24 protein-coding genes are annotated in these 23,103 nt (G+C 34.4%); 12 read left to right on the forward strand and 12 right to left on the reverse strand.

Annotation, left to right across the window (positions count from 1 at the left end):
• Window positions 1–6: 6 nt before the first annotated feature.
• From JZO76_RS06385 to JZO76_RS06430, 10 genes are all read left to right on the forward strand, one after another.
• Window positions 7–666 carry a hypothetical protein gene (locus JZO76_RS06385; RefSeq protein WP_206903321.1) on the forward strand — a complete coding sequence of 220 codons (660 nt, stop codon included), beginning with the start codon at window positions 7–9 and terminating at the stop codon, window positions 664–666.
• 10 nt (window positions 667–676) lie between these two features.
• Window positions 677–1,282, forward strand: a complete 606-nt coding sequence (gene lepB, locus JZO76_RS06390) for a signal peptidase I (protein WP_206903322.1) — start codon at window positions 677–679, stop codon at window positions 1,280–1,282.
• Between the two features lie 12 nt (window positions 1,283–1,294).
• Window positions 1,295–1,966, forward strand: a complete 672-nt coding sequence (lepB, locus tag JZO76_RS06395) for a signal peptidase I (RefSeq protein ID WP_206903323.1) — start codon at window positions 1,295–1,297, stop codon at window positions 1,964–1,966.
• 164 nt (window positions 1,967–2,130) lie between these two features.
• Window positions 2,131–2,562 (forward strand): MarR family transcriptional regulator, encoded by a 432-nt coding sequence (locus JZO76_RS06400; RefSeq protein ID WP_206903324.1) that lies wholly within the window; start codon window positions 2,131–2,133, stop codon window positions 2,560–2,562.
• The gene (locus JZO76_RS06405; protein ID WP_206903325.1) at window positions 2,555–3,421 is read left to right on the forward strand and encodes an NmrA family NAD(P)-binding protein; all 867 of its coding nucleotides are present in this window, start codon (window positions 2,555–2,557) and stop codon (window positions 3,419–3,421) included. The genes JZO76_RS06400 and JZO76_RS06405 overlap by 8 nt, the downstream gene beginning before the upstream one ends.
• Before the next feature lie 505 nt (window positions 3,422–3,926).
• Window positions 3,927–5,396: a ribosomal protection-like ABC-F family protein gene (abc-f, locus tag JZO76_RS06410; RefSeq protein WP_206903326.1), complete on the forward strand. Its 1,470-nt coding sequence runs from the start codon at window positions 3,927–3,929 to the stop codon at window positions 5,394–5,396.
• 319 nt (window positions 5,397–5,715) lie between these two features.
• Window positions 5,716–5,925 (forward strand): hypothetical protein, encoded by a 210-nt coding sequence (locus JZO76_RS06415; RefSeq protein ID WP_206903327.1) that lies wholly within the window; start codon window positions 5,716–5,718, stop codon window positions 5,923–5,925.
• 224 nt (window positions 5,926–6,149) lie between these two features.
• Window positions 6,150–6,584, forward strand: coding sequence for a hypothetical protein (locus JZO76_RS06420; RefSeq protein ID WP_206903328.1), 435 nt, complete (start codon window positions 6,150–6,152; stop codon window positions 6,582–6,584).
• Window positions 6,585–6,786: 202 nt separating this feature from the next.
• A complete protein-coding gene (locus tag JZO76_RS06425; protein ID WP_206903329.1) occupies window positions 6,787–7,188 on the forward strand; it encodes a hypothetical protein in 402 nt (133 codons plus the stop codon).
• 455 nt (window positions 7,189–7,643) lie between these two features.
• A complete protein-coding gene (locus tag JZO76_RS06430) occupies window positions 7,644–10,196 on the forward strand; it encodes a GA module-containing protein (protein ID WP_206903330.1) in 2,553 nt (850 codons plus the stop codon).
• Window positions 10,197–10,568: 372 nt separating this feature from the next.
• Here JZO76_RS06430 and JZO76_RS06435 read toward each other — a convergent pair whose 3' ends face one another.
• From JZO76_RS06435 to JZO76_RS14245, 10 genes are all read right to left on the reverse strand, one after another.
• Entirely contained in the window at window positions 10,569–11,786 is a 1,218-nt protein-coding gene (locus JZO76_RS06435) for a tyrosine-type recombinase/integrase (RefSeq protein WP_206903331.1), read from the reverse strand.
• Window positions 11,779–11,985: a DUF3173 domain-containing protein gene (locus tag JZO76_RS06440; RefSeq protein ID WP_206903332.1), complete on the reverse strand. Its 207-nt coding sequence runs from the start codon at window positions 11,983–11,985 to the stop codon at window positions 11,779–11,781. The genes JZO76_RS06435 and JZO76_RS06440 overlap by 8 nt, the downstream gene beginning before the upstream one ends.
• A 15-nt stretch (window positions 11,986–12,000) precedes the next feature.
• Window positions 12,001–13,032, reverse strand: coding sequence for a replication initiation factor domain-containing protein (locus JZO76_RS06445; protein WP_206903333.1), 1,032 nt, complete (start codon window positions 13,030–13,032; stop codon window positions 12,001–12,003).
• A complete protein-coding gene (locus JZO76_RS14165; RefSeq protein ID WP_242595808.1) occupies window positions 13,007–13,519 on the reverse strand; it encodes a hypothetical protein in 513 nt (170 codons plus the stop codon). The genes JZO76_RS06445 and JZO76_RS14165 overlap by 26 nt, the downstream gene beginning before the upstream one ends.
• 597 nt (window positions 13,520–14,116) lie before the next feature.
• Entirely contained in the window at window positions 14,117–14,524 is a 408-nt protein-coding gene (locus JZO76_RS06455) for a hypothetical protein (protein WP_347401455.1), read from the reverse strand.
• A 42-nt stretch (window positions 14,525–14,566) separates the two neighbouring features.
• A complete protein-coding gene (locus JZO76_RS06460; RefSeq protein WP_206903334.1) occupies window positions 14,567–15,091 on the reverse strand; it encodes a helix-turn-helix domain-containing protein in 525 nt (174 codons plus the stop codon).
• 135 nt (window positions 15,092–15,226) lie between these two features.
• Window positions 15,227–15,745, reverse strand: coding sequence for a DUF3278 domain-containing protein (locus tag JZO76_RS06465; RefSeq protein WP_206903335.1), 519 nt, complete (start codon window positions 15,743–15,745; stop codon window positions 15,227–15,229).
• A 6-nt stretch (window positions 15,746–15,751) separates the two neighbouring features.
• Window positions 15,752–16,507, reverse strand: a complete 756-nt coding sequence (locus tag JZO76_RS06470) for a LytR/AlgR family response regulator transcription factor (protein WP_206903336.1) — start codon at window positions 16,505–16,507, stop codon at window positions 15,752–15,754.
• 1 nt (window position 16,508) lies between these two features.
• On the reverse strand, window positions 16,509–17,840 hold the full coding sequence (locus JZO76_RS06475) for a sensor histidine kinase (RefSeq protein WP_206903337.1): 1,332 nt from the start codon (window positions 17,838–17,840) through the stop codon (window positions 16,509–16,511).
• Window positions 17,841–17,897: 57 nt separating this feature from the next.
• The gene (locus tag JZO76_RS14245; RefSeq protein WP_431520968.1) at window positions 17,898–18,338 is read right to left on the reverse strand and encodes a LytTR family transcriptional regulator DNA-binding domain-containing protein; all 441 of its coding nucleotides are present in this window, start codon (window positions 18,336–18,338) and stop codon (window positions 17,898–17,900) included.
• Between JZO76_RS14245 and JZO76_RS06485 the strand changes: the two genes are divergently transcribed.
• On the forward strand, window positions 18,328–18,717 hold the full coding sequence (locus JZO76_RS06485; protein WP_206903339.1) for a hypothetical protein: 390 nt from the start codon (window positions 18,328–18,330) through the stop codon (window positions 18,715–18,717). The two genes, JZO76_RS14245 and JZO76_RS06485, sit on opposite strands and share 11 nt — an antisense overlap.
• 170 nt (window positions 18,718–18,887) lie before the next feature.
• Here JZO76_RS06485 and JZO76_RS06490 read toward each other — a convergent pair whose 3' ends face one another.
• On the reverse strand, window positions 18,888–20,249 hold the full coding sequence (locus JZO76_RS06490; RefSeq protein ID WP_206903340.1) for a bacteriocin secretion accessory protein: 1,362 nt from the start codon (window positions 20,247–20,249) through the stop codon (window positions 18,888–18,890).
• A gap of 14 nt (window positions 20,250–20,263) precedes the next feature.
• On the reverse strand, window positions 20,264–22,417 hold the full coding sequence (locus JZO76_RS06495; RefSeq protein WP_206903341.1) for a peptide cleavage/export ABC transporter: 2,154 nt from the start codon (window positions 22,415–22,417) through the stop codon (window positions 20,264–20,266).
• 238 nt (window positions 22,418–22,655) lie between these two features.
• Here JZO76_RS06495 and JZO76_RS06500 point away from each other — a divergent pair, with 238 nt between their 5' ends.
• Window positions 22,656–22,883, forward strand: coding sequence for a hypothetical protein (locus JZO76_RS06500; protein ID WP_206903342.1), 228 nt, complete (start codon window positions 22,656–22,658; stop codon window positions 22,881–22,883).
• Window positions 22,884–23,103 lie beyond the last annotated feature (220 nt).

The raw sequence follows: 23,103 nt of genomic DNA on the forward strand, positions 1-23,103 counted from the left end.
GGAGTGATGGAACTACTAGACTGGCTTTTTATAATCCTCCTCTCCCTTGCAATTTTTGCAATTATCTTTATGTTTATTTCGATTGCTGCTTGGGTAACCAACCAGCAGAAATTAAATAAAGTCAGCGCAATGAAGCCCAGCAAAAAACAACGTCGGGCTTGGTTGCGCTATTGCGTTGATTTGATGGATAAGGTAAGTAAAAATCGAAATAATGTGATTTTTGCTGTGATTTTTTCAATAGTATTCGCAGGTGGAAGCTATTATATCCGCTATTACCAATCCACAAGTTTAACGGCAACTGATTCTGAAAATGTTGTTCAAGGCTACTTCATTGTTCAAGAATTGGAAAAACAGTTAAAAGAACTATCAACCACCAGTAACGAAAAAAAAGCGCAAAGCACAATCTACGATTTATCGTCTCGTTTAGTTAGTTATGGTTCGAATGTTCCGGAACCTCGTTTAGGAAAAGATGAAAAATTGGTATTGAAACAGTTGTATACACGAATGAAGCAGTTGGGTATCAATTTAGCCGGACTTTCCATCAAACAGCTAAAAAATAAGGAAGTTAATTCCGGCTATTTAAACGACATTAAGCGAACGCAAGCTGCTCAAGAACAAGTTTTTAATCATTTTAAAGTAGATAAATCAGCCCTCCAACAAGAATAGGAGGGAACTGATGAAAAAAAGATTAAATCAACAACAATTACAACTACTTGCGCAAAGCATCCGGAAAAAAAGGCGCAGGCGCTACCTTCAAGATTTATTTGTTACCTTTGGAATTTTTGTTACAGTGGTTATGGGAGTATTCTTTATTTTTTTTCAAATACAGACAGTGAATGACTTCAGCATGTTGCCAAATTTGCAAGCGGGAGACAGGTTGATCTTAGGAAAGTATAAGAAGATTGAGCGGTTTGATATCGTTGCTTTTCAAATTCCAGGAAGAAAACAACAATCGATTCGACGTGTTATTGGTTTACCAGGAGAAGAACTTCGCTATCATGAAGATATTTTATACGTAGGTACGCGGGAAATACCCGAACGCTTTTTAAGTGATGATTTAGTTGCAGCAAAAGATAGAGCGTATCAGCTGACACCAGATTTTACTACCAGTGATATTAGAGGTGTAAAGAATCAACGAATTCCCGCTGATTATTATTTAGTTTTGGCGGATAATCGTAGTTTTGGTGTTGATAGTCGGGATTACGGATTAGTACCAAAGGAAAATATTCTTGGTGTTGGCGCAGCAATATTTTTACCAGTTTCCCGTATGACGCAATTGTAGGAGTTGAAAGTTATGACAGAAAAAAAACAAGAAAACCCTCGAATTGTGTCGCAAGTGGCTTCAAAAAAAAAGATGCGAAAAAAATTGACCTCAGAGCAAATAGAGCTAATTTTGCAGCGTCGGCGAAAAGAACAAATACGAAAATACTGGGATCTATTCTTACTGTTAATGACAATAGTAGTGTGTGTTCTTTTCTTAATAAATGTTAAAGCGCATCAAATTGTTGGTGAGTCTATGATTCCAACGCTTCATAATGGAGACCGAATTTTAATAAAAAAAACACAAGAAGTCCAACGCTATGACATTGTGACGTTTACACCAGACGGCAATGACTCGCAAGGCAAGACTTATATTAAGCGTGTGATTGGTGTTCCAGGTGACAAATTTGTTATTCAGGGCTCAACTTTGTATTTATTTAATCAAAAAAATATTGATACAGAGTACGATGCTCTTCGATATTCAGTTAACTTGCCGGATAGTACGCAGATTTTTGAATTAGATAAAAAACTTGCTGACAATTTACGGAATCAGACACAGATTCCTAAAAATGCTTATTTTGTATTGGGGGATAATCGCAAAAACTCTGAAGATAGCCGTATTATTGGATTTGTACAAAAAAACGCAATCGAAGGAGTTATGAAATTACGTTTTTATCCATTCGATAAAATTGGCTGGGTACACTGAACAATATTTTAATAGTATGATAATTTAAAATACAGAACTTTTGAGACTAGGCTAATGGGCTTAGTCTTTTTTTTATATTGAAATTAATGTTGAAATAGTACATCAAGTGTATTATAATTGTATCTAGTAAATTAGATGTACTAAATTAGCAAGGAGAAATAGTGATGGACAATTTTATACACGCTTCAGAAGAAATCGCGCTTTTTTGTCGCATGAATGTTAACGTGAAAAAAAATTTACCAATTCGTTCTAGTGAGATGGGAATGTTGATCTATTTAGTTAAAACAGAAGGAGAGAAGACACCCAATGCAGTGGCAAAGTTTTTTAATGTGACAAAAGCGATGGCCACTAATATGACGACTTCTTTATTAAAACAAGAATATATTGTAAAAGAACAGTCGATGATAGATAAGCGCAGTTTTAGCTTAATTCCAACGAAAAAAGCTGTTGAATTAGTGGAGAGCGCATATACAGAATACTTTAAAACAATGACATTGTTGCAAGAAAAAATGGGAAAAGAAAAGTTTGCAGAATTTATTGACTTGTTAGAACGTGCTAACGAAATTTTAGTGGAGGAAAAAAAGAATCATGAGTAGAATTTTAGTAACCGGAGCTTCGGGAAATGTCGGCAAGTACGTCGTAGAATATGCACTAAAAAATGGTCAGCAAGTGACTGCTGCCGGGACACATCCAGATACGTTAACAAAAATGTTTGGCAATATTGAAAATGTCCGCGTTGTCCCCTTTGATTTTATGGATGAAAAGACCTATGCAAAAGCGTTGCAAGATGTACAAGCAGTCTTTATCATGCGCCCGCCTCATTTAGGCAATCCCGCTGATTTGTATCCTTTTATTGATGCATTAAAAAACAGCGGTAAAATTAAATTAATTAGCTTTTTATCATTGATCGGGATTGAACCTAATCCTGTGCCTCCTCATTATAAAATCGAAAAATATATTGAAAAATCTGGCGTCCCTTATTGCCATATTCGCCCTAGTTTTTTCATGCAAAATCTAAGTGGTGTACACGCTTTTGAAATTAAACATTTCAATAAAATTGTTGTACCAGTTAAAAAAGCATCAACTAGTTTTATTGATGCTGAAGATATTGGTGAATTGATAGCAAAAGTTTTGACTAACCCAGCGAAGCATCAAAATACAGCATATGCCATCACAGGTAGTGAAGCAATCGACTACGATCAAGTTGCAGACACATTAAGTGAAGTTTTACAGCGCAAAATTTCTTACGCTAATCCTGCGCCACGTTTGGCTAAAAAATATTGGATCACCATTCGCGGACTAGACAAAGAATATGCGACAGTGATGGGGATGCTTTATATGATGACACGCCTGGGAACAGCTAAGAAAGTTACGGATACATTTAATATCATCATGGGTAAAAATCCTCGCAGCTTTGCAACGTTTGTCAAAAAAAATGCTGCCGCTTGGCAATAAAGAAAACTTAGTGCTCACTAGGGAATTAAATAACAAAAAAACTTATCTGAAAAAATCGGATAAGTTTTTTTATATTTGAAATTGTAATGAAGAATCAACATGATCAAATAAGTTGTACGGATAAATTATTTACAATTCAAAACTGTCACTTTTCTTTTTATATGGCAGGCTTTTATTTCGATAATTGGATAGTTTAACATACAAGTAAATCAAATCATTAGGTAAATGGTATTAATGAAAAAAGGTCTTAATTCTCTTTATTTTCTAGTCAGTATACAGTAGTATTACAGTACTGAATAAAACAAAGAGGAGATTGTATATTATGACTGCATCCATGAAATTGCGTATTGAACTTTTGAATAGCTAATTAAATAAATTCAAAAGTCTTGGAAAGAGCGATTTCAAGGGATTAGTGTGTACTTTTCCTGAATATAGAAATCAAAGGATAGTCCTAGACTATCCTTTTTGTGTACTCTTTTTCCCGAGAAGAAAGAGAAGAAAATTAATGGAAAACTTAGCACTTAAACTAACGAATATCCGAAAAAATTTGGGTACAAAAGAAGTAGTAAATATACAAGAATTGACAGTTTATGAAAATAATCGCATTGGTATTATTGGTGATAATGGGACGGGAAAATCTACTCTGTTGAAGATAATACAAGGCGAAATAGTACCAGAAACCGGTTCTATTCAACGGGAAGTATCTTTTAGTTATTTTTCACAAATACCAAAAGGAACAAAGGTCATTGATTCTGAGAGAATGGATTGGGAGCTTGTTAGTCGCTTTAAAGTTCCCAAAAATGAAATCAACACATTAAGTGGTGGTGAAGAGACCAAATATCGCTTAGCTCAGACCCTATCTACCTATCAAATGGGTCTGTTACTAGATGAGCCAACCACTCATTTAGATCGTAATGGGGTTGACTATTTAATTGAAGAGTTAAGATATTATTATGGCACACTTATTTTTGTTAGTCACGATCGCTATTTTCTAAATCAATTAGCAACTAAAATTTGGGAGATTAGGGATGGTCAAGTTACCGAGTATATTGGTAATTATGATGCCTATAAACAGCAAAAAGAAAGCGAGAAATTAGAGCGGCAAAGGGCGGCTAATAACTATACTAAAGAAAAAAAGAAGTTGGAAGCTGCGATTTCTCGAAAAAAGAAGCAGGCAGCCAATTCTGAAAAAGTGTCTGCCAAGAAAAAAAAGCAGAATGTTCGACCTGACCGTCTATCTTCTTCAAAGCAAAAAGATACTGTTCAAAAGGGGCTTCAAAAATCGTTTAAGTCAATGGAATCTCGTTTAGCCCAGCTAGATGAGCCTATCCAACCCGAGAGCAAAAAGCAAATTCTATTTCCAAAAGTTAAATCAGTTGAAATTCATAACAAATTTCCTATACGTGGAGAGCAAGTATCTTTAAAAAAGGGAGAAAAGAGTTTGTTGGAGAAGTGTGATTTTCAGTTTTCCTTGGAAAAGAAAATTGCTATTGTTGGGGACAACGGGACTGGAAAAACAACCCTATTAAATCATATTGTATCAAATGGAGAAGGCATTATTCTTTCTCCCAAGGTCACCTTTTCAGTGTATCGACAGATGGATTATAAATTTAGTGAATCAGAGAGTATTTTGTACTATTTAATGGAGCGTACTGAATATTCAGAAGCAGTTGTTCGAAGTATATTAAGTAATTTAGGATTCTCTCAAACAGATATTGGAAAACCATTGACTTCTCTAAGTGGGGGTGAATCAACACGGATTTCATTAGCTACAGTTTTTACTATACCCTCCAATGTCTTGATTTTAGATGAGCCAACTAATTTTATAGATTTGACAACGATTGAAGCATTGGAAAAATTAATAAAGGCATATGCCGGAACGGTCCTGTTTACTTCTCACGATTCTCATTTTGTTGAGAAATTGGCAGATGAAGTATATATATTAAATAATAAGCAATTAATATTAAAAAATTGATGTTTTTTTCTTACTGTCCGATTTTTTCGACAAATGGATTGAGTTCAAACTGAAAAAAATATAGGAAGAGTTTACAGAAAATGACCTGACTCCCAGAAGTTAGACCAAAAATCTAACTTCTGGGAGTCAGTATATTCAGCGTGATCTTTTTTATTTAAAGGAAGATTCATACTAGCATAAGCGATAGAAAAACAAAGTGGAGAAAGCATTTGCTTCTATGTAAAAAGAAGGGAGAACTAATTACTATGAAGAAAAAATGATTTTATTTTCGACGCTCATTTTGTTATTGATTTATCCATCTCAAGTATTTGCATCAAACATGGAAAATAATACTGCAAGAAAATTACTTAATCAGGCGGAGTTAGTTGCAAGCATAACTAATCTGAACGAACAAGAAAAAGAAGTAATTAAATTACAAGAGATTTTAGAAAATTATGATGTAGATATCTCCGAATCGTATTGGACACCAGAAAAAAACGAAGCGTTGACACGTGGTTATGGACAGTGGCATGATTTAAGGAAAGGTTAAAGGACTAAACGATTACAAAAAGGCTCAAAAAGATTTAAAAAATATGAATGCAGCTCGTTCAAAAATTATAGCTCGAAAATTAAATATGAAGAAAGCGACTGATATTGTAATTGCAATTGGAATATTTATTGCTGTAGTTGGTTTTGCAATTTTCGCTGCTTCAGCAGTGGCTAGTTGGGGCGCGTTTTTCTTAGTATTCATATAGATAAGGAGAATGTTGGTAAATGGAATATTTTGTTAATGATGAACACTGGGATATTGAGGGTTATTATAAAAATTTAGAACGGTTATCAAAACGTTTGGGTACTTCATATCAATTCCTAAAAGATAATTCTTTTCACGACTATCGATTAATGAAGATGGAAGTAAAAGAACTAGAAAATTTAGTAATAGAAGTTAATCTGTGTTTACGTAATCCTTATGAAAATATTGACTATATTATTAGATGGAAAAATATCAAAAAATTTTCTGTTCAGTATGATTACTCAAAGTACAAATTTTCCAATTTGGATGATTATGTTACGGATGATGGATATGGGACTGTTGCAGAAGATGAGATCACCGCTTATGATGAAAAATATTTACAACATGAACTTCTTTTTACTTCGAGAATGAAATTACATTTAGTGGGCGAAAGTATTGAGATAAATCGGGTATAATTACTAACGTACTAGAGCTTACTATGATTGTGTAAAAGTTTAAAGATATAGGTGATCCTTTTTTGCTCTGGTAAGGCTATTTGTTAGTTTAAATTTAGCCTAACCTAGCTAATAAATCCGACAAGTTTTGGCACTATGTTTATATTTATATATATCTAATAATAATCTCAAAATTTTATGTTGGGGAGGCTCATAAAAAAAGATGAAAATAATGAAGAATAAAGGTATGATATTAAGTCTGATACTCAATATTTTGTTGATAGGTACAACGATTACATTCTTTGTCAAGGCGAACGACACTAAGTTAATGTTAAATACAAAAATCCTGAGTTCTCATACTTATATACCAAAGCGTGATTCCAAAAAGTGGGATAGTAGTAATCCTAAAGGGTACTATCTGTTCACTAAAGATGATCAAAGTATTGAAGTAACCACTTTTCAAGAAAAAATAATTCTAAGCTCAAAGTATAAGTTTATTGGTAATGGTGTATACGAGCTTTCTGATTCTAAGGGATACATTATTGCAAAGGATAAAGGACTAGATATTTATTTAAAAGAGAGTAATCCCTTAGTATTTGAATCTTACATTATTTTTGATAAATAGGTTATGCGTATAAATTATTTCTAACAGGTATAGTTAGCGATACTGTTCATACTACGACGACCATCTATCACCTCTGAAATGATAGGATATTTTTCTTCTGGAGAATAAAGACTTCTCTTAGACATACAAAAACTCCCTATAAAGTAGATTTGGAATTTTTGTTTTTCCTTGTCTACTTTATAGGGAGCATATCAGACAACGTTCTAGGCTTATTTTGATTTCCACTCAATTACAATTGTTTTCTTTGAGAAGCTTATAAATAGCACACTCATAGGATTGCCATGAATCTAACAAAATGGACGGCAGATTTTGATGCTAAATTTAGAGTTGGTCTTTGGATTTTGGAACATTAGAATCAAAACTAGCAGATTACTTTTTCTAAACATTTGTAATTGATTAGAAAATTATTATATAATGATTAGTAGTTGTGTGGAAAATTAAAAAAGGAGAAAGATATGAGAAAAATAAAAAGTTTTCCTAAATCATTTTTTGTAGAAGAAAAATATCGCGCGAAAATGGTCAAAGGGAAAAAAGGTTGGGTTATCAAAGGTATGTTGTTTGCGACTTTGCTTGGTGGAGGCATGTTGGTTACAAACTCTACACAAGCAAATGCCGCTGAATGGGTTCCAAATTCAGTTCAACAAATTTCTAATCGGATACAATCTGGTCAAACGTCATTGGAATTTGAATACGGGGACACAGTTTGGCATATTGGGAAAGCGTTGAATATTAAGAATCCAATGAATCTATTGTATGATAATGGCTTTAAACAAGGTGAACAATATTCAATTCAAGTTGGGACAATTATCTCGTGGGATGGTAATCATGTAAAAGTAACAGATCCATCAGGGAAAGTTATTGGTGATTCCATTATTGAGGATACTGAAAAGCATGATGCAACACAAACAATTGCCGGTCAAGAATCGGATACAGTAAACAATCAAAGTTCAGTTCAATCTTCATCCGACCAAGGTAAAGAGATAGTTGGAGGTACTGTTAAGGATGAAGATAAAGTAGACCCTAACCAAACAGTAGCAAATCAACAATCAGATACTCTAAAACAGGAGCATCCACAAAACAATAATAATCAAACAAGTAACACAGACACAGATAATGGTCAATCAGGTAATATAGGTAACAATAATTCAGATGGAAATGTAACAGATAACAACAATGATGATTCAAACAGTGGAAATGGAAACGGAACAGGTAACAATGATGATTCAAACAGTGGAAATGGAAACGGAACAGGTAACAATGATGGTTCAAACAATGAAAATGGAAACGATGTAACACCACCAGAACCGAACCCAGAACCGAACCCAGAACCGAACCCAGAACCAATTCCTGAACCTGGAGAACCTGGAGAACCTGCACTAGAGGAATTGTATGCACAATTGGTAGCTGCTAAAGCGCGTTTAGCTGAACTCGAAAAACAATTGGTACAAGCTGAAGCAGATTTACAAACAGGTATTGAAGGTAATCAAAATATTGATGCTTTGAAACAAGCAGTAGAAAAAGCACAAAATGATTATAGCGTTGCTGAAGGACAGTTTAATAATGTTAAAGTAACCTATGAAGAAACACAAACATTTTATACAACTAAAGCAAGTGAATTAAAAGATTTAGAAGCTGTACGAGATAATGCAAGAGATGCTCTTGATACTAAAGTACAAGAAGAACAAACAATGCAAAATGCATTGAGTAAAGTAATTGCAAAAATTGAAGCTGCAGGTAGAGATGAACAAGCAGACCCAGTAGACCTTGCAAAACGCGATGAATTAACAAATGCTCTTGTAATTATTATTAGTGAAAAATCTAGATTACTGGACCAGTTAGTAGAAGCACAAAATAAGGTTTTTAGTAAAGCACATGAAGTTGAAGCAGTTAACGCTGAGATGAATAAACAATACGTTGCAATGAACAAACAAGAAAAGGGATTGAATGAAGCCCTTGTAATGCTAAATGAAGCTAAAACTGCTCTAGAAAATGCAAAAGAAGCCGATGTACCTGTTCTTGGGAAAAAAGTAGAAGAAATTAAACAAGAAATTGAAAAACAGAAGCAACTGATTAAAGACTTAGAAGCTAAAATTGCAGCAAAAGAATTAGAAATTGCCAAAACAGGAGCAATTAAAACAATTAACGAATTGAAATATTTGAATCAAGCGCAAAAGAATGTCTATATTCAACAAGTAAAAAGTGCCACTTCTAAAGATGCAGTTGTAACAATTGTAGGACAGGCACAAGATGCAGATGCTAAAGCACAGTATCCACAGGAGCTACAAAAAGTAAAAGAAGTAGCAATTAAAGAAGTAAATGCTTTAAGTTTCTTATCTAAAGAACAAAAAATGTACTACGTATCTAACATTGCATCAGCTAAAACGATTGACCGTGTAACCGAGTTAGTAGTAGAGGCACAAAGAGAAAATGAAGCTGCTGAACTAGGTGCTTATAGAATTGAAAAAATTAATGTAGTTGAAGCATTGCAAAATTTAAGTGAATCTCAAAAATCAGAATATAAGACTGCAATTATGTTTACAGCAACTTCAAAAGCAGAAGTAGATGCTCAAGGTAAAGCAGCACAAGACCAAGATTTAGATATTCTACATGCAAACATGCAGAATGCAGATATTGAAATTGCAGGTATGGTTTGGTTAACACAAACTGACAAAGACAATTACAGAAAAGAAATTTGGTCTTCTACTACAGTTGCACAGCTTAATATTATTCTTACTGAAGCAAGAGCATTAAATGCAGAGAATGAAGCAAATGCAGAAAAGGTATTAGCCGAAGCTAAAACAAAAGCAATTCAAGAAATTAATAGTTTTGAGTACATGAGTACGCAAGACAAACTAAATTATGTACAAGCTGTAAACGAAGCAACTACACTCTCAGGGGTAGATAGGGCTTTAAGTAGCGCAAAAGCAGCTGAACAAGAAGCAGAAAATGCTTACAAGTTGCAACAAGCAAAAGATAAAGTTGTAACAACTATTAATAGTTTAAACTAGTTGACCTCTTCGCGTAAACAATACTTTGTAACACAAGTAATAGTGCTACAAAGATGAAGCAATTGAAGAAATTGGTGATTTTGGTTGATAAAGATTTAACTTCAGCGGAAAAGAAAAAGTACTAAAACCATGAAATTTATGGTCTTAGTACTTTTTTTAGTACCCAAAAACTTGATTTAATTTGGTAAGAGTGAGTTATAAAAGTGATAACTCAGTGCAACTTAGCGCCCGTTGGTTTATTTGTTTTTGCTTAAAAAGGTTAATTTTATTCCCACTCCAATATAGTAGGCGTGCTATAAATCCCCTTAATTCAATGATTATAGCACTCTTTTTAATTCTTGGCGGGGATTTTGGCGGGAAACTAGAGTATTCTTATTTTTTGATTACTTGATTGCCCGAAAAAACAATATTTGTTTTTGGTGCTGTTTGAATTTTAATGCTGCCTGACATTTCTTTTGCGATACTTTCATCTGCACCTGACCACATATGAGAATAGTGTTTTAAGGTAATTTCTGGACTAGAGTGACCCATTCGTTTTGAAAGTACCAATACTGAAACATTAAACTCATTGATTAGAAATGAAGCGTGAGAGTGACGTAATCCTTTTGCTTGAATTTTATGGATACCAGCAAATTTAGCGTAGCGTTCAATAATTCTAGCAATAGTTGACTTGATCATAGGAAGACCATCATAAGAAAAGATGAAGTCATGAATTCCAATCTCATTTTGCCTCTTTTTCCAAACCTTTAGGATAGCAAGGGTATCATCATCTAAAACAATCGTTCGTTTACCATCATCTGTTTTGGTGTAATTTTTACGATCCCAATCCGAGCGACTACGGGTGATTAACATATGGTGAACACGCAAACGTTTGTTTCTAAAATCCACGTCATCCCACCATAATGCTGCGCCCTCATTGACACGAATACCTGTCATATAATACATCCATAACATCACAAAACACAAATGTTCATAAAAATCATCAATGCAAATCGTCGCAATGACTTTTTCAAACTCATCTTTTGTCCAATACGCGACATTACATTTTCCTTTAGGAATCGCCTTTACTCGTTTGGAGATATTTACTTCAAGATATTGCATAATAACAGCCATATCCAAGCTTTTCCTAAACATCCCGAAAACCAAGCTAGCATAGCTTGGTGCGTATCCAGCACCACCAGAGTCTTTGTCTGACAATAGCCAAGTTCGATAAGATTGAACATCTTCAATTGTGATAGAGCGAAGGGGGGTGTCTGCAAAACGATCACGGATATTTTCTAACGTCTTTTTTCGAACTGAAAAGGTACTTTCTTCCACATCTGTTTTATATGCTGGAATATATACACGATCCATAAACTCATTGTACGTTAGGTGATAGTTTGCATATTTTTGAACTTGATGATATTCTCTTTTTATCTTAATCAATTCTTTGTAGGCTGCGTGAGCAGACGTGAACTTCTTGCCAAATGAATCCGTCCTGCTCTTTTTGCGCAGTCTTTTTCCCGTGATACGATCTGTCCCGAGTTCTGTTTCATAATAAAATTGGTTGTCTTTGTCTACATAAACACCTGTATATTTTGTTTTAGCCATGTTGTTTTTCCTCCATGTCTAGTTCACTACCTAGAATGGATTCAACGACATCTTTAGGAACACGTCCTAATCGCTTGTTCATGTAAAATGGATACCCCTTTTGTACCATAATATCCTTTGCTTGTCTAATAATATTCTGAGCGGTGTGTTTTGGATAACCACAGGCAATCAACTCTTCTTTGCTAATAAAAGAATTCATAAGTTTCACCTCACTTTAGTAAGAATCTTCGTTTTCTAATTCCATCACTTTTTGCTCAATCAGTGTATAATCTCGTTCTTTTAATTTCTTTCGCCCATTTGCGAGTAATTCTTGGACATAGAGGTTTGCATGTTCATGACTATAGGCTCGCCGAAAGGATTCGTGAATCATTGCCAGTGATTTCGAGGTAGATTGCTCTAACCAATTTTTTGTTTGGTTTAGCGTGGGCTTTTCTCGAATAACTCGCAACGGAATTTTTGGCATAGCCTTGATAAATTGATTCCACCACCTCATATTCTTCCAGCGAGCTTTATTGTGGTAGTCAGGGTCTCTCTTAGGTTTTGACTTGAAACAGTAGTGAGAAGCCAATATACCTCGTATCACGGCATTCAAAGGCGTCCCACGCGCAAGTTTTCTAACTGCTTGAATTGACTTTTGACCAGATAACTCCAATTCCCAACGTACCCATTTTTCTACCGTAACAATTTCTCCCAGCTGATCTTGCCGTTCCTGTCGCTTGTCATAAATCCGAAGTAGTTGTGGATTCGCCCCAATGTAAAGTGTAAATCCCGTCAAAGAGCCATCACTGATTTTACCACTATTGATTTCACGAAAATTGCGACTTTGCGAACTTAACAGCCCATTCTTCACATATTTTTCTAACTTCTGTACAGAAGGAGAAGTCGCATCAAAAATATCAAGAGCTAAGTCTATGCGGGTAATCTTACCGCCCATCTCTAAGATGGTTGCGAGAAATTTTTGCCAATGCCAACCATCAATACTAGACATATATTCTTCATATTGTCGGCACCCTTGTCCAGATAAATCAACCAACAGATTTCCGTGACGATCACTCTTATGAAGAACGATGTTTGCGAAGGATAACTGACTGTCATAAGTAGGGTAGGGACTCCCTCTCATTTCAGAGGTGAACTCCGTGAGAGGGATACCCAACAGTGAGGAAATCATTTCCAAAGAAGAATTACTTAAAGAAAAACGCAAATAATCTATCAGACACTCGTTACTTTGGAGCGACTGGTGCACCATCTGGTTCTCCTAAGTGATAATTTGTTGCACAAACTTTTAATGCCGCAAATTGCCACGTATCAATCATTGGTTTTCCTTCGCCGACAAAAGATTTCTTCTGAATTTTTTTGGGATGAACCTGAAGATTGTCAAAACGAACAGGAATTAACTCATCTTCTTCATATCCATCTAAAATCGGTAAATTTTCTAAATGTTCTACCACAACGGAAATAGGTGAGCCTAGCTCAGTTCCACCATTATTAATCACAAGTTCCGCAAATGCACGATCATATGCTTTGAATGTGACAGTAATCAGTCCTGTTTCGACATATTCTCCAATATGATTTTGTCCTTTTTCTATTTTGGGGCTGATTTCAGATTTTAAGGCGACAAAACGTTGTGGAATTTTGAATTGTTTCAAATCAAATTGCAAATCCGCAAGATTATATGTTTCGGATTCTTTCAATGAGATGGCGCTAGATGTTTTTACAATTAATTTTTTTGGCATAATAAATTTCTCCTTTTTCTATTTTTTATCATTGATGTGTGGGTAGTTCAGTCAATAATTAGGGCTACGAATTTTTGTGATCATCCTGTATACCTCCATTAAATTTCTTTCCACATTAACAACGATTGAAATAGGGGTATTTTCAAAGAATCAGAAAAATCTTATGATTTTTTTAGATATAATAAAAATACATAATCAACTTGTGGGCATTACTATCACAATTGTGGATAGCGAATTATTTGATAAATGAGAGAAAAATCCTTAACCTTTAGAAATTCTTAAAAAAGGACACTGGTGGATACTGAACTGCCCTCTTTAGGAGGATCAGCCCAGAACACACCAGTGTCCTATATAGTTAATTTTTACAAAAAAATAATTCTACGAAAAGTTGGTTCAGACCTTATATAACAAGGGATTCAGCAGATTCTACTGAGTTCGATACCCCCGTGTTACTTAAGGGGGACTATCCATTATATTGTGAAATGCAGCGATTATTGGTATCCAAATCCTTCTTTTTCATAGATTCAAAAGAGGAATACAACATTATTAACTTTCTAATTATTTAAAAGTATTAGTGTAAACTACTTGTAAATCGATTTAATGCTTTTCGTGATATTCCAGTTCAAATGCTTTTCCATATCTTTCAATATACTTCTTTTCTAATGTGTCTTCTAACAGATACATCTTCTTTTGAGGAATACATGATTGCTTCCATGTCCAATCAACTAAATCATAGCGACCTATTCCAGCGATCATTCTAATTTCCTCAATCGGGACGTTTAAAATTACTCTCAAACATTCAATTTTTTTGATTTGATTTTTTCGTCGGAGACTCGTAATGAGATTTGGAATAACTGTCACAGGTATAAGCATACCAATACTTAATATTCGAGAATGAAGATCAAAAATTTTAAATAGAAGTAATAAAATGATCCATATTAGAATCCAAATAAGCGTATACAAAAAATCAAATTTTTCATTAATGAGCATTCTCTTTTTCCACACAATTTTACCTCCATAAAATGATTTGCACTTAATACCAAAGGGTTAATTAGATAAAAGCTTCAATGTAGCAGAGATTATACAATAGCTTATGAACAAAACACCTAAGAAAATAGTGATTTTTTTTATCCAAGGATTACCATATTTATGAACATCCACATCATTCAATTGTTTTGAAAAGTATAGTGTACTTATTCCATTTGTAATTCCTGCTGCTACGATTAAGGACATTAGAACTAGAGACTGCTCTTTGCTGTTTCCTATAACCATTAACATTGCAAACAATAAATAGTTTGTCAATTGTGGTCCCAAAAGTGACCATTTTTGCAAAGAATAGGTCTTTACCTTTTTTTTCATCTCATTCACAATTGCTGATCCCTCCAACAAAAGATTATCGAGTGATAATTCATAGAAATTTGCCAAACGGATTAGCGAGTCAATGTCTGGAAATGTTTTCCCTCGTTCCCAATTCGAAATAGATTTTTGTGAAGCAAAGATTGCCTTTGCAACTTGTTCCTGAGTCAATTTTCTTTTTATCCTATTCTCTTTCAAAATTTGACTAATTTCCATGTAACTATCACCCTTCAATTATTTATCTAGGAATTCTTTTTTGCTACCCAACAGAAGGAATACTGAGTTGATTTGTAGTAGAAACATGTTACTAACTGCTAAAACATCCCTATCACAACCTAAACATACCATTTATCAATCAGAATCATTTGTGACTAATTTTAATTGATTTTTACTAACAAGATACATCGTAAAGCCGAAAAAGAAGCCGGCTGTCAACCAAATTAAAACATTCCATATAGTTACTCTTATTGGATCGTGCCACAATGTGGGGAATATGAAAGTCATTGTGATAAACATTGAGACTCCCCAGTCTAATCCGATCCAGAATCCTTTCAGCTTTAAAGTTTTTACAGCCAGGATATATGCTTCTTTATCATCAAATTTTGTTTGCTGTACCTTATACTTCCTGAACTTGAATAAAATATAATAGCTGTTAAATTGTTGCACAGCTAGCAATAAAAATGTCCCTAATGTAAATTGCTGATGGATAGAATCCCAGATTAAACTAATTAACATCAGAATGGTCGTAAAATAGAACGTTAGCATGTTAGCATTCGCTAATATTTTGTAGATAGTCACTTTTTGAGATTCTTCTCTTTCTCCCAAATAGCCAACATAACTCCTTAGTAATTTATTCTCGAAATTTTCCATTTCTTCTCATCTTCTTTCGCTTTGTAATGCCAATCTCTTTTTCTGAATGGCCGTGACCTTCCTTTTGGACAAATAGCAGGTAGCTCCCCCAGCCATTTTCAATTGATTTAATGTCCGATCAATATCTACAATATTTTCAATATTGACAACTGTTGATTTATGACATCTGAAAAAACGACTATCCATTTTTTCAATTTCTGATAGATTGGCATAAAACTCAATCCGTTGATTTGTAGCAATCAAAGCTAATTTATGTGGTTGAGAAAATGTTTCAAAATATAAAATTTTTGAAAAAGGGAGTTCAATCATTCGATAATCATTTTCAAAACGAAAGACATCTTGAGGAACTTCTTGATCGGAGCTTGTTTGAACATATTCTAAGCATTCGTTAAGACCTTGTATTAACTGTGAATCTTTTTGATCTTTCGCTAAAAAATGAAGAGCAGATACATGATAAGAATAGGTCAGGACAGAAAATTCTGAATGCGTGGTGACAAAAACAATCGTCGCAAAGCGATCTAATGCTCGTATTTTTTTTGCGACCTCTAAGCCTTCTTTCTCTTCCCCCTTGATTTCTATATCCAAAAAGTAAAGCATCTGACTACTACGGTTACCACCTATGTTATCAATGATTTCTTGCGGTTTACCTGTATCAAAAATATGTTTAATTTCATAGCTGGGATTCGCTTCTGCGATTTCGTTAATGAGCCTGATCAATCTTCTTCGTTGCACAAGATCGTCTTCCAGAATTGATATTATCATCCTAAGTAGCTCCTTCTCTAAGAATAAGTATTTGTTTGAATTCTTTGTTTTCAATCACTGTATCAATAGTTGCACGATTATACTTTCCTAAGATTTCCCTTACGTTAGATAAACCTGTACCACGTTCAATCCCTTTTGTTGAAAAACCGGTATCAAATATTCTCTCGACGGATACTGTGACGTCTTCCGATTTTGAATTACAAATTACTGTCACTAATTGCATGTGCTCTACAAAAAGTGCAATTTTAAGTTGTTTGGTTTCACTTTGTTCTGCTGCTTCAATAGCGTTGTCAAGAAGGATTGACAAAATTCTTACATAGTCTAATGTTTCAATGATAAATGTGACAATCGGTTTTTTTATTTCCAGACTTACATGTATATCTTTTTGTTCTGCAGACATTAACTTTGCGGATAACACACTTTTTACAGCGATATTTGAAACATACGATAATTCTGTAATGCCATAACTTGATTTATTTAAATCAATATTGGCTTGTACCAAGACATCTTCATAAACTTGCTTAATTTGTTCAATTTCGCCTGTACTAATACTTTCTCCAAGGCTACTCAAAATATTCCCGAAATCATGTCGAAAGCCTCGAATTTGTTGGTATAATTGCTCAATTTCTTGTGTATACCGTGTAAGCTGTGCATATTGCTCTTCTTTAATCATTTGAACTTCTCTTTGCAAAAAATTCTTCGCCTGCAAAGATAAAAATAACAACAAACTAATAAATAAGAAGATGTAAACAAAAAAGATATATTTGGTGTATCCATGTAAAGAATTAGAGTTAGGGGATTGGCGTTCAAGAGAATATGGAATTAAAAATAGGAACAAGCCAAATGTAAGAGCGACGATAGAAGGAATGATGATTTTATTTCTTACATAAGGATCGCGACTTTTTAGAATAGAAAAATCAATTTTCATGATACGCACGATTCCAACATGAATAACTACCGACCCAATCACACTCCATAAAACCCAACTAATCTCGCTGTCATTAACAAATGAAACCTTTGGTACCGTATACAAAAATAGTGTCATTAAGTTTGTTAACAACAGTGGGATGAACACTGAATAAATTGAGATAAAGTAAATCAATGAGTATGGTAAATGTTCCCTTTTCTTCCATTCATAAATAAAGAAAAAAGGAAAATTTATAAGAAACCAATAGTAATTGTTGAACATCCATCCGCCAAGTAAAGAAACCAAAACTGACGCTATCCACCAACCGACCTTTTTCTCATGGTCATCTGCAACTTGATTATGAATAATCCAAGTAGGAATTAATTGGGCAATTAAAATGAGCAAAACTAATAAAAAATCAATCATGAAATGCACCTCATTTTTTGGAGAGTTGTTTTCAATTTTACCATCGAATCTTTTTTGTTACAACGCTTTCCAAGCCTGTAGAATCTCTTTATAGCGGCTGCGAGAACAAACAACAGCTGGAATGCCAGGACTATGAAAATGAATCTGTGATAGTTTCTGTTCAATCCGTTCTATCTGGTCAATATTCACTATGACTGATTTATTACAGAACATTAACTTGTTGCTCCTTTTTTCAATATGATGAAGAGAATCATATATGAAATAATCATCAGTATCAGTTGTTACTTGAAGTAAGTGTGGCTGTCGAGTGGTCGAAATATATATAACTTGTTCTATGGGGACCTTGATCCATGATCCCTTATCTTTAAGTAAAATATTCATTTGGTATTTTCCTTTCAAGAGTGATACATACCCGTTCAGGATAATAAGATTGAATACAGTAATCGGGTATACTACAATTTTTGTAAACGAAACGAGGGTGGCGAAGGTGGAAAACATGCAAATCTATTTTATCGGAAAGAAAACAGTGATGAACAAGATCAAGAATTACTTACCATACTTGAATATTCCAATCATTCATCTTAAGGATCAAGCTGATTTTTTTAATCTCAATACAAGTCACACCAACATCTACATTATTTGGAAAAAAATATTTCAGACTCAAAGTGATGTTAGAAAACAGTGTAAGAAAATACGATCATTAGATAGGAGCGGAGAAATTATCGTTCTTTCTACAAAACACTCTAATGAAGAAGCGATAAAATTATATGAAACGCAAGCAAAAATACTTGCTGCTATTTCATTAAATAAATCCTTAGATTGTGTTTTTGACGAACTATATGATGCTATTCAGTATATTGTGAAAAAAGAAATCTAAAACACCGCCACTTTAAAATATTCTATTAAAGTGGCGGTATCTTTACGGCTTTTTCGGTCCGAAGACTCCTAAAAACCAATTTATCCCTCCTTTGCCTCCGCCAACCGTCTCGTTCATCTCTGCCTCAGTTAATTCTACATACTCAAACGTTTTCATAAAAAATCCCTCCATTAATTTTTATTAAAAAGCTTATCTTTGTAGTAATCAAAGTAAGTCTTTTTTCCTGTGATAATCGTGAAATTTCCTTGTAACCCATAGCGAATATCCGCTTGATTGTTTTTTGAAATGATTGTTTTTGCAGTAACTTTAAAATAATTACCACGTTCAGTTTTTTCCGGTGATGCTCCAATCTTCGTTATTTGACAAGCTAGTTCAAACGATTCCGCATTTTCTTTCTTTGAGGTAAATCGGATTTTATCTTCTTTATGAATTGATGCAATATCCTGTGAATCCACGTATGCAACCAGATTTACTGATTCACCTAATTGTATAGTAGGATAAACTTGCGCAATTGTTGTTCCTTCACCGATATAGTTTTTTCCTTTGACCTCTTCATTTAGATGGATAATACCTTCTGATGAAGAGGTGATAGTATTACGTTTGTCTAACTCTTTTTGTAAGGTCAAATTTGATTCTAATTCAGCTATTTTCGTATTAACTGTTGTCAATTCTTTGTCTGCCGATAATAGTTGTTGAGACTTCAAAGAAGCTAATTGTTCGTCTAGGGTAGAGGACTGTTGAATATACGCCCCTGCACCTGCTCGTTGTGCCTGATAGCTTGAAATAGTGGTGTTTAGTTGATCGATTGTTGTTTGGATTTCAGCTAGAATCTGCTTCTTTACCCCTTTATTTTCTACTACATCTTTTATCTGTTGACGATATGAATCAAAAATGGGATACAGCTCGCTATTTTTATCAAAGGTAGTATTTCCATTCTGGATCGCCTGAGCCAATGTAGAATAGCCAGATACTTTATCCTGAGTCTGTTGTATTTCATTATCTATTGCTGCTTTTGTCGTTGCGATTGCTTCATTTTGACTGTTAATATCGGCATTTTCTTTCTCGTTGCTTTCTATCAGTGCTTGCCTTTGAGAAAAGTAATCTGCCAAAATTTGAGAATAACCGTATTTATCATTCTCTGGAAAAGTAGATTTCTCTTGTTCGATTCCATCCTTTAGCAATTCCAACTGTTTTTTCTGATGGGTATTTTCTGATAGCTGTTCTTGTAAATAATTCAATTGCTCTTTTGTTGTCTCATCTTTATAGCGGACTAATATATCACCTACGTGTATCAGCTGGTTTTCTTCTAAGTTTGTTTCAACAATTTCATTACTGGTAGTCGATTGAATCTCTGAGATAATTTTTACAGGTTGAATCTCACCAACAGTTTTTATGGTCATTTCTCTTTTTCCATAGAAACAAAAGCTACCTAGTAATAGCACAAGCAAGAAAATAGGAAGAATAACCATTGTAGAAAAATTGTTGTATCGTCGTGTGTAAAACTCACTGCTTTCAAATAATCGCTTATCCATCGGCTATCCCTCCTTTAGGTATTACATAATTGATGATAGAACCCTCTCTTTTCAAGGAGTTCTTTATGATTTCCTGTTTCAATCATTTTACCTTGTTCTAAAACAATGATCTTTTCAGTCCGTTCAGCGATTGTGAGCCTATGAGCAATAAAGATGATCGTTTTATCAGGTAAGGCTAATAAATTATCAATAATTTTCTTCTCCGTTAGAATATCTAAACTACTTGTTGCTTCATCCAAAATCATAATTGGACTTTCCGACAGTAATGCTCTAGCAAGTGCAATTCGTTGCTTCTGACCACCAGAAATACCAATTCCATCAGAGGTTAACTCAGTTTGATAGTTCATTGGCATTTGTTCAATGTCTTTTCGTATCTCTGCAATTTCAACCGCTTGTATAATTTCTTCTTGCGTCACACCTTCTTTAGCTCCAAGCAAGATGTTTTCCAGAATTGTGCCGCTGAATACATAGGGTTGTTGCGGTAAGTAATTAATATGCTTTCTTAGCAGACTTTTATCTATCTGTTTGATATTTGTTCCGTTAAGCTTTATTTCACCTTCCGTCACATCGTAGAAATTGACCAATAATTTTGCCAACGTTGTTTTACCTGATCCACTCACACCTACAAAGCTAATTTTTGAACCAACTTGTACGGTTAAATTGATATTGGACAATGTATTGCGACCAAAGCCATACTTATACGAGACGTTTTCAATTGTAAGATCACCGTCTAAAAGCATGGCGTCTTGAACAGCTTTCTTTTCTTCAAATTCAGATTCCACAAGATACACTTCATTCAATCGAGTATTAGCCACCTTTGCGGCTTGAAGTTTTGTCTGCAAATTAATGATATTTTCAAGTGGATTCGTGAAGTACGTCAATAAAGTATTGTAGGTAATCAGTTGCCCAATAGTAATCTTTCCATCCATAACAAGGTGGGCGCCCACCCACAGAATGACAATGTTTAAGATAAGTTGAGCGCCTTGCTTTATTGCCGTTTGAACAGCCTGTGCGGTATTGTATTTAAATGATTTCGTCAAATAGTCTACAAATTCTCGATCAATTTTTTGATAGCGTGTCGATTCACTGGTTAACGATTTGATTGTTTCAATACCATTTATATCCTCAATAATTGATGAACTTAAAATTGAATTTGCTTCCATCACTTGATGATTCATCCGTTCAAACGGTTTAATGTAAATAAAAATGATAAGAACGTAAATTGGGATAGAAAGAAGCGTTAATAAAAATAGCTGAAAGTTTTGCATTAGTAGAATTGAAGAAACAATCAATACAATGGATACATCTAAAAAAAGTGACACAATAGTACTTGCTAAAGCATCAATAATCGAATTTGCATCTGTAAAACGAGAAATAATTTCGCCTGTTCTTCTAGTAGAGAAAAAAGACATGGGTAATTCAAAAATATGACGAATATAGGAAAGAATAACATCAATAGATAGACGTTGTCCCATGACATTCAGTAGGTACGTCTGAGCGAAACTGAGTATTTTTTGAACGATATACGCAGCGATTAGACCTAATGAAATAATTCCTAATGTAGACTTCATCTGATCTGGAATATAGGTGTCAATCAATCCTTGCATGTAGTACGAACCGACAATGTTAATCAGAGTTACTAGAAGTGCAGCAATAATGATATTTCGAATCAGACTCCTCTGTTTCAACAAGAGTGGAACAAAATTTAAGAGTCCATTACTTTTATCTTTTCGGGGAGTGTATTCAGGAGCAGGAGCAACAAAGATCGCTACCCCTGTCCATTCCTTACTAAATTGATCCTTACTTACTTTTTTTATTTTTATTGTCGGATCAGGATCACCAATAATTAAATGATTCTTCTTTGCACCGAAAATTGTGTAGTAGTGTAACAGTTTCTCGTCTTTTAATACATGGACGATAAAAGGAAATGAAATATCGGAAATCTCAAACAGTGACATATCCGCCTTGATGGCTTTTGTTTCAAAACACAGAGCTTTTGCGGCTTCAATGATTCCCAGAGCGGTTGTACCTTCTGCACTGGTTTTCGCCAACTCCCTTAATCGAGCCAGTGACACTCGTGTACCATATCGCCTCAAGACCATAGACAAAGCCGCAACACCACAATCCCTCATATCGACTTGTGCAACATATGGATATCCCATCTTCATAGCCTCCAATACTTTTTTCTAATTATTCCCCAAAAGAAGTAAAAGAAAAAGCCGATTATCATAATCAGACATTTTGCATTCCTGAACGGGCAAAAAATCACCTTAACAAAACTACTTCCCGTTCAGGAATGCAAAATATCGTTTTAGGATATTGAGATTGTAGAAGTGAAAAGAGCATGGTAAGTTGAGAGCGTAATAGTTGTGCAACTATAAAAAATACTTTAAGGAGAGATATATTATGAATATGAAAATGGAATTTGAAGAACTATCCCTGACCGAGCTAGAAGTAGTTAATGGTGGTGGAAAAAATTCTGGATTATGTTCTGCCGTTATTGGAGGAGCTGGGCTAGCTCATACAACACTGTATGGTATAGCAGCATCTGCCCTAGGCGTCACTGGCCCAGCAGGTTGGATAGTAGGCGCTGCTGTTGGCGGTGCATATTATGCGGGATCTTTACTTTGTTAAGCTAAAAATTAAACAATATTTTTTATCAACTTATCAATTCTTTCTATTTTTATTTTTCTCGTATTTACTTACAAATAAATTTACTGTTGGTGTCAACACCTATTTATTAATATCGGTTTTTTTTATTGCTTACTCTGTTATTCTTGAATTCGTTATCAACAGGACTAAAAAAAATAGAAAGCTTAAGAGTCTATTGTGGGGATTTTGCTACTGTCCTCCA

Source organism: Candidatus Enterococcus myersii, from assembly GCF_017316025.1.
Taxonomy (GTDB): domain Bacteria; phylum Bacillota; class Bacilli; order Lactobacillales; family Enterococcaceae; genus Enterococcus_C; species Enterococcus_C montenegrensis.